This window comes from Mycobacterium sp., from assembly GCF_044223235.1.
In the GTDB taxonomy this organism is placed as follows: Bacteria; Actinomycetota; Actinomycetes; order Mycobacteriales; family Mycobacteriaceae; genus Mycobacterium.
In genome coordinates this window covers 16680-32412 of the sequence record NZ_JBGAME010000030.1, presented here as the reverse complement: position 1 = coordinate 32412, position 15733 = coordinate 16680, and the positions used below count along the sequence as shown (strand labels likewise).

Here is a 15733-nt window from a genome sequence, read left to right as displayed (position 1 = left end):
CGGTCACTCCGATGCGTACTGCAGTGCGGGTTCCGACGAATCCACGTGCCCATCGCTGAGAATGGTCAGCCGGTCCGGGCGCACCTCGTAGCGGGTGCCGTCATTGGAGTTCACGACGTCGAACCCGCCACCGGAACGCACGGCGTTGCCCAGTTCGATGCTGGCGCCGTCGCTGAGGCGTTCCCCACGGTAGTAGTACCTGTTGGGACCCGACTCGCACACCACGGCCAGCGACTGGGCGGTCCTGACCATCGCCGCGGGCGCGTCTCCGGAGTCGCAGCGCGCCGAGCGTCCGACGAAGCCCTGCGCGTCGGCTCCGGTCATACCAGCGCGTGCCGTGGGGGACGTCGACGACGCGGAGGTTGTGGTCGTCGTCGGGCTTGTGGTCGTCGTCGGGCTTGTGGTCGTGGTGGCCGTCGTCGTCGGGCTTGGGGTGGTCGTCGTCTCTGTGGTCGTGGTCGCGGTCGTCGACGCTGTGGTCCCGGTGGTGGTTTCGGTGGCGGCGGACATCGGCGGCTGCGCCGCGGGGGTGAGCCGGCCCGGTGACGTGTCCCAATTGCCGGTGATCAGGATCGCGGCGAGCACCGAGGCGACCCCGAACAGCACCACCGTCACCGCGACCAGACCCACCTGGGCGGGGCTGAATCGCGGCCGCCGCTGCGGTGCCTGCGGTGGCTCCTGCGGTCGCTGCTGCGGCGGGGCAGGCGGGTATGGGGTGTATCCCGTCGCGGCCGGGTTGGGGTAGACCGCCGTGAACTGCCGGGTTTGGGCCAGCTGGCCGGGGCCCGTCGCGGGCGGAACCGGCGCCGCCGCAGATGCCGCCGCACCGGCCGCCCTGGCCAGCTCACCGGCCGAGGCGAACCGGTCCGCGGGTTGTTTGGCCATACCGCGGGCGATGACTGCGTCGAAGGACGGGCTGATCCCCCGGCGTGTGATGCTGGGCCGCGGCGGCTGCGCGAACATGTGAGAGCTCATCATCTGACGCACATCACCGTTCTCGAACGGTGGCCTGCCGGTCACAGACTCGTAGAGCAGGCACGCCAGCGAGTAGACATCGGCCTGGGGCCCTACCGGCCCGCCGCCGAACCGTTCGGGCGCCATGTACGCGCACGACCCGATCACCAGCCCGGTCATCGTCACGCCGGGGTCGCCGCCAGTGTGCGCGATGCCGAAATCCACCAGGTAGGCGAAGTCGTCGGGGGTCAGCAGGACGTTCTCGGGCTTGATGTCCCTGTGCACCAGCCCGTCGGCGTGGGCGGCGTCCAGCGCCGAGGCAACCTGAGCGATGATCGAAACCGCTCGCGCGGGTTCGAGTCCGCCGCCGGCCCGGATGGCGTCGTTGAGGTTGATGCCCTCGACCAGGCGCATGTCGATGTAGAGGGCTCCGTCGATGTCTCCGAAGTCGTGCACCGGGATGACATGAGGTTCCTGCAACCGCGCGGCCACCCGCGACTCGCGGCGGAACCGTTCCTGGAATTCGGGGTCGGCGGCCAGGTCCGCGCGCAGGACCTTCACCGCGACCATCCGGTCCCGCAGCGTGTCGTAGGCCCGGTACACCTCACCCATTCCGCCGACGCCGATCAGCGACCGCATTTCATATGGCCCGAAGCGGGTACCGAGACGCGAGCCACGGTACGGGGAGGACATCGGCAATCCCTTCTGATCGATCTGCTCGATCGGCGCGTCCTTGCGCCGGTGCGGGCCGTCATGGGCCGCTGCGAGCCTTCGGGTGTTGCGACCCGGTTTTGCGATGGAGCGCTCACTGACCGCATCGGCGAGGCAGCAGAGCTTCATCCGCTCGGTGCTCCACAGTAGCGACATCGTGAGTGTGGTTCGGCACACGCGCAACCCGTGGACGGGGGTGCGGAATGCGCTTGGGCGTGTCGGCAAACCACCGCGCGCGGATAAGGAGAGTCGTGGACGGCCGGCGTCGGGTCGCTGATCCTGTCCCAGTTGCCGTCCTCGTCGCCGTCCTCGCCCACGCCGTCCCACCCGGCGTCCTCGTCGCCGTCCCCATCGACCCAGCAGACGGAAACGAAACCTCCCGGTCAACCAGAGCCAGTACCCTACCTCTACCCAAGACGATGAGGACTCCCCCGATGCGCCTGAGAATTGCACTGCACGCCGGGCAGCGCCATGCCTGAGACCCAGTCCGCCCCAACCAGTATTGGTGTACTCACCAGCGGGGGCGACGCCCCCGGAATGAACGCCGCGGTGCGGGCGGTCATCCGCACCGCCATCTATCACGGCATCGACGTCCACGCCATCCATGAGGGATACCTTGGCCTGATCAAGGGCGGGGACCTCATCCGGCGGATGGAAGCCCAGGACGCGGACGGCATCCTGCACCGCGGCGGGACGGCCATCGGCACCGCCCGGTCCAAGGATTTCCGCACCAGGGAGGGACGCCGGATCGCGGCGAAGCACATGGTCGAGCGCGGCATCGACGCGCTGGTGGTGGTCGGCGGTGACGGAAGCCTGACCGGCGCCAACCTGTTTCGCCAGGAGTGGCCCGAGCTGCTCGCGGAACTGGCTGCGGCCGGAGAGATCTCGCCGTCGGCGGCCGCCGGTCATCCGTTTCTGCGGATCGTCGGGCTGGTCGGATCGATCGACAACGACATGTCGGGCACCGACATGACGATCGGTGCGGACACCGCACTGCACCGCATCGTCGAGGCGATGGACGCCCTTCGCAGCACCGCGTCCAGCCACCAGCGCACCTTCGTCGTGGAGGTGATGGGCCGGCACTGCGGTTACCTGGCCCTGATGGCGTCCCTTGCGACCGCGGCAAACTGGTTGTTCATCCCGGAGGATCCGCCCGCCGACGACTGGGCGCAGAAACTGTGCAAGGCCGTCTCGGAGAGCCGGACCATCGGGCGCAGGCAGAGCGTCATCATCGTCGCCGAGGGGGCGTGCGACCAAAGCGGCAATCCGATCTCGGCCACCAGCATCCGGTCCCTGCTCGAGGAGGAGCTGGGCGAGGACACCAGAATCACGATCCTCGGTCACGTGCAGCGCGGCGGCGCTCCCAGCGCCTTCGACAGATACCTCGCGACGCTGCTCGGGCATGCCGCGGTGGAACGGCTGCTCAGCGACGAACCCGACGCCCCGGCTCAGCTGATCGGATTGAACGGCAACAGGGTGGTCAGCTCACCGCTGATGGAATGCGTCGCGCAAACCCAGGCCGTGGCCGAGCGGATCAAGGCGAAGGACTTCGACGGAGCAATGCTGTTGCGCGGCGGCAGCTTCCGCGAGTCCTACCAGATCCTGCGGACCATGCAGCAGGCCGCGCCGCGGCCAACGCCGGCAGGCAGGCGACGCTTCCGGATCGCGGTGATGCACAGCGGCGGGCCGTCGCCGGGGATGAACAACGCGGTGCGCACCGCGGTTCGGCTCGGCCTCGACCGCGGCTACACGGTGCTGACGGTCAAGAACGGCTTCCGTGGGCTGCGCGATGGGGACGTCCACGAGATGGGCTGGATGGACGTCAGCGGCTGGGTCTCCGACGGGGGCGCCGAGATCGGCTCCAACCGGTACGTCCCCAAGCGTGCCGCGGTCGCCCAGATCGCCAAACAGATTGCCGCCCATCGGATCAATGGGCTGCTGATGGCCGGCGGGTGGACGGGCTATCAGGCCGCCTACGAACTGCACCGGCACCGGGACCAGTACGCCGCCCTCGACATCCCCATCGTCTGCATGCCGATGACGATCAACAACGACGTCCCGGGCACGGAGATGAGCATCGGCAGCGACACGGCACTCAACAGCATCGTGTCCGACGTCGACAAGATCCGGCAGTCCGCCGTCGCGTCCAGGCGCGTCTTCGTGGTCGAGGTGATGGGCCGCGACTGCGGCTACCTGGCGCTGCTCAGTGGCCTGGCCACCGGGGCCGAACGGATATACCTGCCCGAGCACGGGGTCACGCTCGACGATCTGACCGCCGATGTGCACTCCCTCGCAGACGGATTCCGCTCCGGCAAGCGGCTGGGACTGATTATCCGGAACGAGAACGCCGACCCGGTTTACACCACCGGGTTCATCACCTCGCTGTTCGAGAAGGAGGGCGGCGACCTGTTCGATGCCCGCCAGGCGATCCTCGGGCACATCCAGGAGGGCGGTGACCCAACGGCTTTCGACCGGATCCACGCGACCAGGCTGACCGCACGCTGCATCGAGTTCCTGTCCAACCAGCTCGAGTCCGGGGGGCGGGCCAGCGCGATGATCGGCTTCCAGTCCGGGCGACTGCAGTTCACCGACCTCACGTCGTATCCGCAGCTCATCGACGAGGAGGTGCAGCGGCCGCTGGAGCAGCGATGGATGGAGCGCCGCGTGCTGGCCAAGATCATGCGCGGGTAGGCCAGTACCTGATACACGCCGAATGCACGGTTGTTGTACGGGTTTCGCGAGAGCGTCCGTCAACAACCGTACATTCGGCGCAAAGTGACTCCAGAGCGCGGGACGGCGCGGTAGCTTTCAGGACACCATCGCCCTGCAACAGCGCCTCACGGCTCAGGACGGCAAGTGAATCACATCGACAACGGCCAGACGCCACACGAGGGCGCTGGGGACATCACCTACGCGTACCCCGCTCACCTTTTCGGCGAGCTGGACGCCCCGGCGGCCGACGGTGTCGAACCCCGCACGTTGCCCACGCAAGGCCCCGGCCCCCAGGCCCGGCTGCTCGTCACCCGCGGCCCCATCGCGGGGGCTCAATTCCTGCTCAACCGCCCCGTCACCTCTGCCGGCAGGCACCCGGACTGCGACATCTTCCTCAACGACGCCACCGTCAGCCGCCGCCACGTCGAGTTTCGGCTGGAGAACGGACAGTTCCTGCTCGTCGACCTCGATAGCCTCAACCAGACCTACCTCAATCAGGAACCGATCGGCTCCGCGACGCTCACCCACGGCGACGAGATCCAGATTGGCAAGTTCCGTCTGCTGTTCCTGACCAGGCCCACGTCGGACTGACCGGACTGAACGCGATTCCTCTGCACCAGAACGTGATTGACTACCGGGTCGTAACCGGGTCGCCCACCGGCAATGAGGTGCCGGTCAGATCCTCGGCCACACTCCACAGCGAGGCGGCCAGGTCGATGCCGCGCGCGCTGCGCGGGTAGGCCACCTTGGCGGTCGGACCGACGAGCGCGAACCGGTTCGGCCCGTAGTACGCGCCCTGTTCGGCGGCGGGGTCGGCGGTGGCGAACAGCAGCGGTTCGGTGCCCTGCTCGGGTCCCTGTGACGGCGACACGGCCATGAGTGCCCGGTACAACAACGGGGACCTGTCGCCACCGAGGTTGGGGCCGGCCGTCTGGAGATTGGTGCGGGTGTATCCGGGGTGGGCGATCGTGCTCAACAGGTTCCACCCGCGGGCAGTCGCCACGGCGGCCAGATGCGCACCCATCAGCAAGTCGGCGAGTTTGGACTGGGCATAGGCTGGCACGGCGCGGTAACGCGCGGTGAACTGCAGATCGTCGAAGTGGATGCGGCCGAAATTGGCTGCGCCGCTGGACATCGTCACCACCCGCGGCGCCGGGGCGCTCAGCAGGACCGGGAGCAGCCGGTTGGTCAGCGCGAACGGGCCGAGGAAGTTGCTTCCGAACTGCAGCTCAAACCCGTCGGCAGTGGTGTGTCGCCGCGGTGGGGTCATGACGCCGGCGTTGTTGACCAGTGCGTGCACCGGCTGTCCGTCGGCGATCAGCTCGTCGGCGAAGCGATGGACCGACGCCAGGTCGGCGAGGTCGAGGCGGCGCAGTTCCAGTACCGCGTCGGGCACATCACGCAGGATCTCCTCGCGGGCGGCGGCGGCCTTGTCGAGGTTGCGCACCGCCATGACGACGTGCGCGCCGGCGCCGGCCAGCCGCTTGGCCGCCTCCTTCCCGGTGCCGCTGTTGGAGCCGGTGACGATGATTCGGCGGCCGGACTGGTTGGGGACCTGGTACACGAGATACTCCTTCGGATCAGTTAGAGACCGTTGGTCTCCAATGCCGACGACGCTAACAGACCATCGGTCACTAGGCAAGAGACCGATGGTCTGCAATACTTCCGGCATGACGTTCCGCCGGGCGCACAGTCCGCAACAGCGCGAAGTCCGTCGACGGGCCATCCTGGATGCCGCCGCGGCCATGCTCGGCGAGATGTCGGTATCGCAGATCTCGCTCAACGAACTGAGTCGACGCGCGGACATGGCGAAGTCGAACGTGCTGCGCTACTTCGAATCCAGGGAAGCGGTGCTGCTCGAACTGCTCAGTTCGCAGATGAACGCCTGGATCGACCAGGTGGCACTGGCGCTGGACGCCGTCGCCGATCCCTCATCGCCTGCGACCGTACGCTCGCAGCAGTTGGTCGACGTCCTGGTCACGACACTGGTGGGCCACCCGGTGCTGTGCGACCTGATGTCCGAGCAGGCCGCGGTGCTCGAGCGCAATATCTCCGGCGAGGCCGTGCTGCAGCACAAGCACGCCAGCATCGCCGGCATCGAACGCCTGATGGACATCGTGCGGCGACAGTTGCCCGAACTCGGCACCGAGGGCGCGACGCGGTTCACCATGCTCGCGGCGCTGATGACAACCGCAGCGTGGCCGCACTCCAACCCTCCCGCCGCCCTGGCCGCTGTGTACCGGGACCACCCCGAACTGGCTTGCTACCGGGTCGAATTCGCGACCACGCTGCGCGAATCCTTGCAGATCATGCTCACCGGCCTGCTGGCGTCCCCGCGGTGATCGGCGAAGCTCAGCCTGCCAGAGGGGTTTCGGCGCCGGCCGTGCTGTCTTCGTTGGCTCGCTCCCCTCTCTCCAGAACCCCCCGCCGCCACGCCAATGCGGTGTGGGCATTCATCTGGTGATAGTCAAGCCATGCGAGGTTCGCGTCGCCCACACATTTGTGCGGCGTACCCAGCCACGAGGGCCGTTCGGCACCGCAACGGCGGCACGTCGACACCGATCGGCGTTGGGTTGTCTTCGTCCCTGGTGTCGGCTCCATCGGCCACTCCTTCCGCCATGGTGACCCCGGTGAACTGACCAACGCATCGCACGCCGCCCTCCATGCCGCCGTGATTCGTCGGCGATCACCCGCCAGCGGCGGTGGATGGATCGATGCGACCAATCTCGACGCCCTGAGGTGCGGCTATCGGCGTGTTGGCGCCCGTCGACCGCCCCGAACGAGGGTGATGAAGGTTACAGTTCGGCTTCTCGCCCCGCGTCCGTACTTCCGCAGTGTCGAGTGCATGTCAGGGCTCCCCAGACCGGCTCAGCTCAGCTTCCCGGCCGTCGCCCACGTCCCGCAGCGCCCGCCTCGGTCCTATCTCACCGCGCAAACGCCTCCGTCAGGCTGCCGCCGCGCCACTTCAGCCGTTCACCGACGAAATCTGTTCTCCGCCAACCGTGAACGTCGACTCATTGCTCAGCACTGCAAGGGCCCGGGTGGCAATCGAACCGTCGTCTCCGCCGCGGGAAGGCTTGCGCCGGTGTCCACCGGCGGTCAGGAACGCGCGCTCATGTCGCCGGTCCCTGGCGTGCCATCGGCAAGACCGTAACGCAGGTACACGGTGCCTTTTCCACCGGCCACCGGGGGTTCGAGGAGAGTGACGTTCGTGGGTACCGCGCCACCGTCGAACACCTTCTTCCCGACGCCGAGCACGATCGGGTGCAGCCAGAGGTCGAGCCGGTCGAAGAGCTTCTCGCGCAGGAGTGTCTGCACCAGGTTCAGGCTTCCTACGACCTTCACGTGCTCGTGCCGGTCACGGATCTCGCGCACTGCGACCGCCAGATCCGGGCCGAGTTGCGTGGACCCGGCCCAGGAGAGGTCGGGCGTGCCGCGCGAGGCGACGTACTTCGGGACGGAGTTGAAGAGCGTGGCGATCGACCCGTCCTCGCCGCCCTCCTGATGCGGCCAGTAGGCGGCGAAGATGTCGTAGGTGCGCCGGCCGAGCAGCAGGGCGTCCGTGCCCTCGTAGGCGGCACCGACCTGCGCGCCGGTGACCTCGTCCAGCAGGGGCGCCTGCCATCCGCCGAACGGGAACCCCACCGGGTCCTCCTCGGGGCCGCCGGGCGACTGCCCGACGAGGTCGAGGGTGGCGAACAGTTCGATGTGGATGAGGCCCATGCCCTGCTCCCTGATGTGTCGGAAGTTCCGGTCGCAAGGTAGACCCATGGGTGCAGGCAGACTCATCGCACCCGCCATCGCCTCAACATCCGCGGTCGCGTTGACGTTGCGCGCTGTCGGTGGTCTGACCACCCGTCAGATCGCGCAGGCCCGGCCTAACATGATGCCCGCGGTGAAGGCTGGGAAGTGAATAACCGGAGTATCCAATGACTTTGGCGCGAGAAGGGTCTACGGGTCCCGCAGGACGCAAGCACAAACGTCACGATACGTCCACCGCGCCACCGACTGTAGTGACGGAGGCGCTAGACCGGGTGTGAGCGGTGGACTTCCAGTTCGACGTGACCACCGACGGGCGGCCGATCAAGATCGTGTCGCTCATCGATGAGCACACCGCGAATGCCTCGGCGCATACTTCTTGTTCTTGTCGGGCCGATGAGATGAGCCCTCGATACATGGCCCGAAACGCCGCGATCGAGTAGTGGACTACTCAAGCCATCGGTCTCGGCGGCCAGGACGATCTCCTCATGCGGCAATAGTCAAGGCTGTTCGCGCGGCTTGGCGCTTGCGACGCCGATTCTGGCAGGGGGAGACAAGTGTGCCTGATCCGAGCCTAGATCACAGCTGCTTGACTTGCGATGATCCGATCGCCGCAGAACGCTTCTACACCAGCGGTCTCATGGCGAGGAACCTTCCAACCGACTTCTCGGCGGCGATGCTCGAGGCGGTCATGAGCATCCTCAGCGCGGTCGAGGACGGGTCCGGAGGACGCCGACGGTTCTGCGAGACTGCCGCCGCGCTCTTCGCATGCGGCGCCGTCGCCCACGCCGTGCTGGACCCCGTGCACCACGGCTGGTCGCTATGCCTGTGGCGGTCGACGCCAGCGGGCGTCGACTACGCGACCGCCGCCGACGTCGCCCAGGACCTGGCCGGTGACGTGATGGCCGACTGGTGGTCCGCGAGCCCATGCCGCCGGGTAGCTCTCAAGTGGTTCGACGGCCCGTACCTCATCGAGGTGCCGCTTGCACGGGACGGCCACGAATGCCGCAGCGTTCTCGTGCTCGGCCGGGACACCGTATTCGGCGACGAAGAGACCCGACAGATGGCCACGACGCTCCATCAGATCGCGGTCGTTGAGCGTGCCGTGCTGCGACTCGAGGCCCCCATTCTGTCCGCGCCGAGCCGGTGTAGCGCGGTGACGGAACGGGAGGTTGAGGTTCTGCGGCTGCTCAGCGATGGGCTGATCGCCCGCTCGATCGCGCACCGGATGTCCGTCTCCGAACGCACCGTGCACAAGCACCTGGAGAACCTGTACCAGAAACTCGAAGTGCACGACCGCCTCTCGGCGGTGATCCGCGGGCAGCAGCTCGGCCTCCTGCCCGACCGGCACCCCGCTACGTAGTTCTACGCATGGTCACCCGGCCCCCGCCGCGCCGATAGTGAAAACCGGGAGGAGGGGCAATGGCGACGTTCATCGATCGGGCGCTGGTTTGGCTGCACGACCCGGGCACCCTCGGTGCGCTGCTGCGTGGCGCGCCAGCCACTTCCTATCCGCACCTGGAGCGCCTCGTCGCCGCCGTGTTCGACCCGGCGGGAGTCACCATCGACCGGATCGTCGGTGCCACCGTGACGAACGTTGCACCGATGCGTGCGCTGGCGGTCACCGACCGCGTCGAGCTCAACTGGCAGCAGCACCAGCCGTCGTTCCAACTCGCCGACGTCCGCGGCACGTTCACCCGGTCAGGCACCGAGGTGTGGGCCGACTTGTACGCGACGCTGCGTCTCGACCTCGTCGCCGAGGTGGATCCCGGCGGCATCGAGTCCGCGGTGTCGTCGTCGATCGGGAACATCACCAGCCTCGCGGACTTCCAGTCCCGCTTCCGGTTCCTGGACCTGGACGACTTCCTTGCCCGGATGCGGATCTCCACCGTCGAGGAACTGCGCGAGTCCGCCGAGTACTTGCTCACCGAGGTCCGGCTGCGCCAGCTGCCGCCGTTCGACCCGACGGACCCGGCGAACGCGAGTTCTGTGACGCTCGACGTCGCGGTGGCTGTCCGCGAGGAGCGTGACCTGGCCGCCGGGCTGCAGGCAGCGCGGCGCCTGCGGGCCGCCGGTCGGACCGCCGACCCTGGCCGCTCCGACCCGGTTTTCGGTCCTGCCCTCCACCCCTACGCCCTGGCCGTCGTCCTACCGCCGGCCGCCGCAGGCGATCTGGACGACGACGCGGTCGATGCGCTGTTCGGCGCCGCCGGCGTCCTCCCACTGACCGCCGACCCACCGTGACGGCCGCGCCGACCCGGTATCCGCCACGCCACTCGAGAAGGGATCCACCATGACCGTCCGGTACGTCCGGGTGAACCCGGTCGCCGACTTGTTCGCGCCCGCCGTGCGTGCGTACGGCAACGTGGCCATCGTCGGCCCGGTCACCCCACCGAGCCCCGCCCCACCCGACCTGCTCGTCGTCGACGACCCGGTCGTGTTCACCGACCCCGCCGAAGCCCGCCGCCGCGCGCCAGGCCCGCTCGGCGACGCGATCGCGCTGGCCTTCGCCCAGTCCCCGGGCCCGTTGCAAGTCACCGGGGTTCGGGTCGCCACGACGCCGGACTGGGACGACAGTCTCGCGGTGCTCGCAACGCGAGACATCCAGATAGTCGCTCTCGCCGACCAACCGCTCGACGCGACGTCGGGCGCGGCCGGCGGTTCGGTGCGGGCGCTCGCGGACCACGTCACTTCGGTGTCGAACACCGGCGGCGACGGACTCGAACGCATCGGGGTGGCCATGCTGGCCAAGGACGCCACCGATCCGACCATCGTGACCGGCGCGCTGGCGAGCGAACGACTCGTCTACGTCGCGCACAAATCCGACGAGGACGTCGCGGCCGCGGTCGCGGGCACCATCGCCGGCTACGAACCGCACGTATCGATGCTGTTCAAACCCGTGGCCGTGTCGAGCGGCGCCTTCACGTCAGCGGAGATCGGTGAGCTCAACGGGTCGGAGACGTTCACCTCTGGTCCGGCGGGCAAGGGCGTGAACTGGCTCGTCGACCCGCCGCTGATTCCCGGCCAAGCCGTGTACCTCGGCGAGGGCTACACCGGCAACCCCGGCGGCAAGAAGTACATCGACATCGTCCGCACCATCGACAACGTCACGTTCCTGCTCAAGGCCCGCCTCATCCGGTCGATCGGCAACGTCCGCATCTCCCGGTCCGGCTTGCGCACCCTGGGCGGCCAGATCGAGGCGGTGCTCGAACCGCTGATCCGCCAGGGCGTCATCGAGGGCTACACCATCTTCATCCCGGTGCTGACGCTGCTCGACAAACCGGTGCGCACCCCGGCCGAGGACCAACAGATCAACAACGCCCAGTCCGAGCGCGTCGTCGAGGTGCTCGTCGCCGTCGACTACGCCGGGGCGATCCACCGCATCGCCCTCACCCTCAAGTTCGAATAGGAGGCCCAGCAATGGCCGATTCGTGGGGTAGCCGCCTCGAAGTCAAACTCGGTGACAAGACGATCTCGCCGATCACGAGCATCTCACCGACGTTCACCGTGCCGCACACGGTGCTGCACAGCATCGAGTCCGACAACGTCGGGATCATCCGCCAACCGTTCACCGTCACGTTCACCATGGCGATCCCCGCGATCGCCACCGCAGTCGCCGACCTCACCGAATTCGCCCTCACTGGAAAGGAATTCGACATCGCGGTGGTGGACAAGGAGGGCGACGACTGGGCGTTCAAAGCGCTCAAGTTCCGCCGATGCTTCGTCACCAGCGCGGCGCCGAGCAACGTCGTCGTCGACGGCGTACCGCAGGCGAACTTCAACGTCACCGCGCTGGACGTAGGTGTGGAGGTCTGACGTGGAATCCGACGACGTCGACCTGGACGCCGCCCAGCGCGTCGAACGCACGGGCCTCGCCCTTGTGCACGAGGGCGAGCTCGTGGTGCCCGCGCCTGGCGCCGAAGCTCGCCTGACGCCAACCGATCTCGCCGCCGACGAGGGTCCGGCCGAAGTGCATTACTGGTTCCCCGTGCAGATCGAGGTCGTCGGACTCGACGAGCAGACCGCCGGCGGCGTCGTCCAGCGGGTCTTCGACGAGCTCCAGCAGGAGCTGGAGAGCTGGGGGTGACCGCCGGTGAGCGTCTTCTCGCAGTCGGTGAAAAACTTTCCCGTCCTCATCGGCCCGGTGCCGTTGTTCGCGGTGCAGTCGATGGTGCTCACCGACGGGTACAAGATCGAGCGCGTCTACGGCAGCAAGTGGTCGCAGGCGCTCATGCCGACCGCGAAGACGATCCAGATAGAAGCCACCCTGACGGGCCCAGAACGCTTGCTGTACAAGCACTTCCTTGAGGACCTGGCACTGGCCACCCGATGGGCCGCGGCGGCCGCGGCACCGTTGCTCGCCGTCGCCGGTATCCCTGTGGTGTCCGGGATGGCGGTGGCCACCGATATGCAGATCACCGAGTTGAAGTTCACCCATTCGGTCAGCAAGCGCGAAGCGCTGGACCTCAGCATGCAGCTCGTGCACGTCTCCCGCAGCGCCATCATGGATCTCGCGGGCGAGGCGCTGGACCTCGCGCTCGCCATCGCCACCGCCGCACTGCCGACGCCCGGGCCGCCCAACCCGGTGACCCGGGTCGCGTAGGAGCAGCCGTGAGCACCGTCGCCGATCCGCTCCTCACAGCTGGCCTGCGCCGCCTGCCAGTGGACGCAGATGAGGGCTTCCCGCAGTCGTTCCTGCTCGCACTGGCGGAGCTCACGTACCGCGTCGAGCTATATGTCGATGTGCCCGAGCACCTCCTGCCGCCCCGACCCGCGCCGCGCGACGTAATCGACGTCGTCGGCGCCGCGCCCTCGGCCGGCGAACCGCACGACGCAACCGGGCTTCTGATCGCCGCGATCTCCCGGCAACAAACCGATGGAGTGTTGGTGCCGCTGCTGCGCAGGCGGCTGCTGCCCGGGCTGATGCACACCGCCAGCGAACTGGTGCTCGCCGTGGACGAGGTGCGCATCGCGGCGGGAAACCTCAACGGCGCCGGTAAATTTGGCTCGGTGGTCGAGGCCCGGGTGGGTGTGCGATGAGCAGCTTCGTGCTGTGGCACAAGCTCGTCGTCTCCGACCCGGCGGCGCCGACCGGGTTGCTGGCCGCGGCCGCTTCGGCGTTCGGCTTCGGGCTGCCGCTGACCGTGTCCAACAGTGTGTACGGACTCGGTCTCATACTCGACGCCGACGTGACCATCGTCGCCGGCGAGGGCGCCAACGCGACGACGTTCACCGCGACGATCTGGAACCTGCCCGAGGATATGCAGACGACCCTTCAAGAGGCGAACGGCAAGGACAAGAAGAAAGCCGGCAACCTGCGCATCGAGATCTCCCTGGGCTACCTCGACAAGTTCACCGTCACCTTCACCGACAAGCCGCTGCTGCGCGGCCGCATCCTCGAGATCGACGGCTCGATCGCCGACGACGGCCGCAGCAAGGTGGTGCTCAAAGGCGAAGAGGAGACCGGCTTTCTGCTCAAGCACACCGCGGCGTCGGCCAAACTAGACGGCAAGGGCGGCCTGGACTCACTTGTGAAACAGCTTGTCGCCACGGTGAATACCGAGGCGAAGACCTCAGCGGTGCGGCTGGCGCCTGGCTCCACACTTGGCAAGGACACCAAGGATTTCACCGTCCGCACCGGATCGGTGCTCGCCGCGCTCGCCCAACTGACCGAGGACGCGGGCAAGGCGCTCGTCGTCGGCGACGGCGTCGTCGCGATCGGCCCGGCGGTCGGCAAGGAGAAGGCGCCGGTGAAGATAGACCGGGCCGAAAACCTCGTCGCGCTCGGCACGGTACAGAAGGACGACAAGTCCGACGACGATCCAGCCGATTCGAGCGAGAACCGCAAGGTCGTCAACGAGAACACCGTCACGCTGCTCGGCCACCCCGGCCTGCGCGTGGGGCAGGCCATCCAGTCCACCGCCCCGAAGCTCAACGGGAGCCGCCGGATCAGTGCGCTGACGACGCGCTATTCGACGAAGACCGGCTTTGTCAGCGAGCTCGTCCTGACCGACGCGAAGGACGGTGCGCGCAGCAAGATCGCCACGCCCGCAGGCAAAGTGGTGGACCAGTTCAACAAGACCATCGCCGCCGCGCGGCAGAACAACCCGACCGTCGACGTCGGCGAGGTGACGGCGTACACCGCCGCCGACGGCGCAGCGGCAGGCGAGGCGCACCGCGTCACCCTGAACTACGCGCAGGTGCCGGAGAAGGACGTCAAGGCGCCGAGCATGGACAGCCCAGTGTCCACCGAGGCTCAACTGGTCAAGAAGCCGATGGCTTCGGTGTTCGCGTTCGACAAGGTCGGTCTCGTCACGCCGGTCTACCCGGGGATGCGCGCGCTGCTGGCCCACAACCGGTCACTGACCAACGACGCCGTCGTCACCGGTTGGCTGTGGCCCAGCAAGCCCGAGACCAGCGCGCCGCCGAAGAACCAGCCCGGCGACTGGTGGCTCGCACTGCCCACCGAGCTGGACGGCAAGGGCAAACCCACCGGCAAGGGCGTCAACGACCTCACCGACGCCCGGGGTGCGCGCGCCATCCAGGCCCGCGCCCTGCACATCCTCGTCGGCACGGGTGCGCTATCCGACGTCGGCACGCGGCCCAAGGTGCCCGCCGACGACACCATCACCATCGAGCACGCCAGCGGGACCACGATCACCGTCGACGCCAATGGCGCTGTCGCGGTGACGACGACGAACCAGACGATCACGTTCGGCAACGGCAATGTGACCCTCACGCTCGACGGCGCGGCGGTGAAGGTGCAGTGACATGGCGCTGATCCTGACCACCGCCTCCCGACTGGGCTGCCCGCACGGCGGCACGGTGCAGCTCACCGCGGGGCGTACCGGGCTGACCGTCGACGGTAAACCGGTCCTCGCCAAGGCCGACGTCGTCGGCAAGGCGATCACCGGTTGCAGCACCGTCACCTCGAGCACTCCGCCGACGAAGCAGTGCTTGACGGTGACGTCGGTCATCGCTGGTGAATCGCTGCTGCTGTCCGTGGGCGGCATGAAGGTCCTGACCGCCGACGCTCTCGGCTTGACCGACGGCCTCGTCGGCGGCCCCGTGCAGTGGACGGTCACGTCCGCCGGTCATACGAAGCTGGAGTCGCGATGAGTACCCGCGCGGAGCGGGAGCAGGCCACCTACGGTCGCGGGCTCGCGCTCGACGACGGCGACCTCGTCCTCAAGGCGGGGCGGCTGGCGGAGATCGCCGGTCTGGCCGCGCTACGCCAGGATCTGCAGCTGCGCCTCGCCACCCCGCTCGCGAGCGACCGGCTGGACGTGCGCTACGGGCTGGACGTGCGGGACGCGTTCACCAGAGGACTGCCGCGCCACCTGGTCAAAGAAGTGTTGCGGCTCAACATCGTTCGCACGATCGCCGGTGACCCGCGGGTGGCGAACCTCGAGCAGGTGCTCTTCGACGACGACCCCGCGTACCTCGCCGCGCACCCGGGTGCCGAGCCTTCGCCCGAAACACGCAGTGCCCTGGTTGAAATCACGCTGACGCCGGTGCCGCTCGTCCCATCGGTGACCGAACCGGATTCGGTCTCGGACACCCGCGTCCAGCTCCTCGCCGACGTGAGGTGGTGAGA

Annotated in this window: 17 protein-coding genes and 1 pseudogene; 15 read left to right on the top strand and 3 right to left on the bottom strand. The window is 68.0% G+C overall.

Going from position 1 to position 15733, the window contains the following annotated elements; genetic code table 11:
• Nucleotides 1-3: 3 nt before the first annotated feature.
• Nucleotides 4-1647, bottom strand: coding sequence for a serine/threonine-protein kinase (locus tag ADBZ6K_RS23780; RefSeq protein WP_526351341.1), 1644 nt, complete (start codon nt 1645-1647; stop codon nt 4-6).
• 489 nt (nt 1648-2136) lie between these two features.
• Between ADBZ6K_RS23780 and ADBZ6K_RS23775 the strand changes: the two genes are divergently transcribed.
• Together ADBZ6K_RS23775 and ADBZ6K_RS23770 are read left to right on the top strand one after the other, a co-directional pair.
• Nucleotides 2137-4356 carry a 6-phosphofructokinase gene (locus ADBZ6K_RS23775; RefSeq protein ID WP_526351321.1) on the top strand — a complete coding sequence of 740 codons (2220 nt, stop codon included), beginning with the start codon at nt 2137-2139 and terminating at the stop codon, nt 4354-4356.
• A gap of 165 nt (nt 4357-4521) precedes the next feature.
• Nucleotides 4522-4968 carry an FHA domain-containing protein gene (locus ADBZ6K_RS23770; RefSeq protein WP_526351319.1) on the top strand — a complete coding sequence of 149 codons (447 nt, stop codon included), beginning with the start codon at nt 4522-4524 and terminating at the stop codon, nt 4966-4968.
• A gap of 40 nt (nt 4969-5008) precedes the next feature.
• On the opposite strand, the gene ADBZ6K_RS23765 is transcribed toward ADBZ6K_RS23770, so the two are convergent.
• Nucleotides 5009-5941, bottom strand: coding sequence for an SDR family oxidoreductase (locus tag ADBZ6K_RS23765; protein WP_526351317.1), 933 nt, complete (start codon nt 5939-5941; stop codon nt 5009-5011).
• Nucleotides 5942-6047: 106 nt separating this feature from the next.
• Here ADBZ6K_RS23765 and ADBZ6K_RS23760 point away from each other — a divergent pair, with 106 nt between their 5' ends.
• Complete coding sequence (locus ADBZ6K_RS23760; protein WP_526351315.1) at nt 6048-6719, top strand: TetR/AcrR family transcriptional regulator; 672 nt, start codon at nt 6048-6050, stop codon at nt 6717-6719.
• A 757-nt stretch (nt 6720-7476) separates the two neighbouring features.
• Here the strand turns inward: ADBZ6K_RS23760 and ADBZ6K_RS23755 are convergent.
• The gene (locus tag ADBZ6K_RS23755; RefSeq protein WP_526351313.1) at nt 7477-8100 is read right to left on the bottom strand and encodes a dihydrofolate reductase family protein; all 624 of its coding nucleotides are present in this window, start codon (nt 8098-8100) and stop codon (nt 7477-7479) included.
• A gap of 46 nt (nt 8101-8146) precedes the next feature.
• On the opposite strand from ADBZ6K_RS23755, the gene ADBZ6K_RS23750 reads away from it, so the two are divergent.
• The 12 genes and pseudogenes from ADBZ6K_RS23750 (at nt 8147) to ADBZ6K_RS23695 (ending at nt 15731) form a co-directional block, all read left to right on the top strand.
• A complete protein-coding gene (locus tag ADBZ6K_RS23750; protein WP_526351347.1) occupies nt 8147-8290 on the top strand; it encodes a hypothetical protein in 144 nt (47 codons plus the stop codon).
• A pseudogene (locus ADBZ6K_RS23745) lies at nt 8260-8506 on the top strand (IS3 family transposase); the annotation flags it as partial. The gene ADBZ6K_RS23750 and the pseudogene ADBZ6K_RS23745, both read left to right, overlap by 31 nt.
• Before the next feature lie 270 nt (nt 8507-8776).
• Nucleotides 8777-9499, top strand: a complete 723-nt coding sequence (locus ADBZ6K_RS23740) for a helix-turn-helix transcriptional regulator (protein WP_526351311.1) — start codon at nt 8777-8779, stop codon at nt 9497-9499.
• 59 nt (nt 9500-9558) lie between these two features.
• Nucleotides 9559-10380, top strand: coding sequence for a hypothetical protein (locus ADBZ6K_RS23735; protein ID WP_526351309.1), 822 nt, complete (start codon nt 9559-9561; stop codon nt 10378-10380).
• Nucleotides 10381-10429: 49 nt separating this feature from the next.
• Nucleotides 10430-11545 carry a hypothetical protein gene (locus ADBZ6K_RS23730; protein ID WP_526351307.1) on the top strand — a complete coding sequence of 372 codons (1116 nt, stop codon included), beginning with the start codon at nt 10430-10432 and terminating at the stop codon, nt 11543-11545.
• Between the two features lie 11 nt (nt 11546-11556).
• On the top strand, nt 11557-11952 hold the full coding sequence (locus ADBZ6K_RS23725; RefSeq protein ID WP_526351305.1) for a hypothetical protein: 396 nt from the start codon (nt 11557-11559) through the stop codon (nt 11950-11952).
• A gap of 1 nt (nt 11953) precedes the next feature.
• Complete coding sequence (locus tag ADBZ6K_RS23720) at nt 11954-12223, top strand: hypothetical protein (protein ID WP_526351303.1); 270 nt, start codon at nt 11954-11956, stop codon at nt 12221-12223.
• 6 nt (nt 12224-12229) lie between these two features.
• Nucleotides 12230-12739: a hypothetical protein gene (locus tag ADBZ6K_RS23715; RefSeq protein WP_205634923.1), complete on the top strand. Its 510-nt coding sequence runs from the start codon at nt 12230-12232 to the stop codon at nt 12737-12739.
• A gap of 8 nt (nt 12740-12747) precedes the next feature.
• Nucleotides 12748-13176 carry a hypothetical protein gene (locus ADBZ6K_RS23710; RefSeq protein WP_526351301.1) on the top strand — a complete coding sequence of 143 codons (429 nt, stop codon included), beginning with the start codon at nt 12748-12750 and terminating at the stop codon, nt 13174-13176.
• Nucleotides 13173-14906 (top strand): hypothetical protein, encoded by a 1734-nt coding sequence (locus ADBZ6K_RS23705; protein WP_526351299.1) that lies wholly within the window; start codon nt 13173-13175, stop codon nt 14904-14906. The genes ADBZ6K_RS23710 and ADBZ6K_RS23705 overlap by 4 nt, the downstream gene beginning before the upstream one ends.
• A 1-nt stretch (nt 14907) precedes the next feature.
• Complete coding sequence (locus tag ADBZ6K_RS23700) at nt 14908-15255, top strand: hypothetical protein (RefSeq protein WP_526351297.1); 348 nt, start codon at nt 14908-14910, stop codon at nt 15253-15255.
• Nucleotides 15252-15731, top strand: a complete 480-nt coding sequence (locus ADBZ6K_RS23695; protein WP_064928245.1) for a contractile injection system sheath initiator — start codon at nt 15252-15254, stop codon at nt 15729-15731. The genes ADBZ6K_RS23700 and ADBZ6K_RS23695 overlap by 4 nt, the downstream gene beginning before the upstream one ends.
• Nucleotides 15732-15733 lie beyond the last annotated feature (2 nt).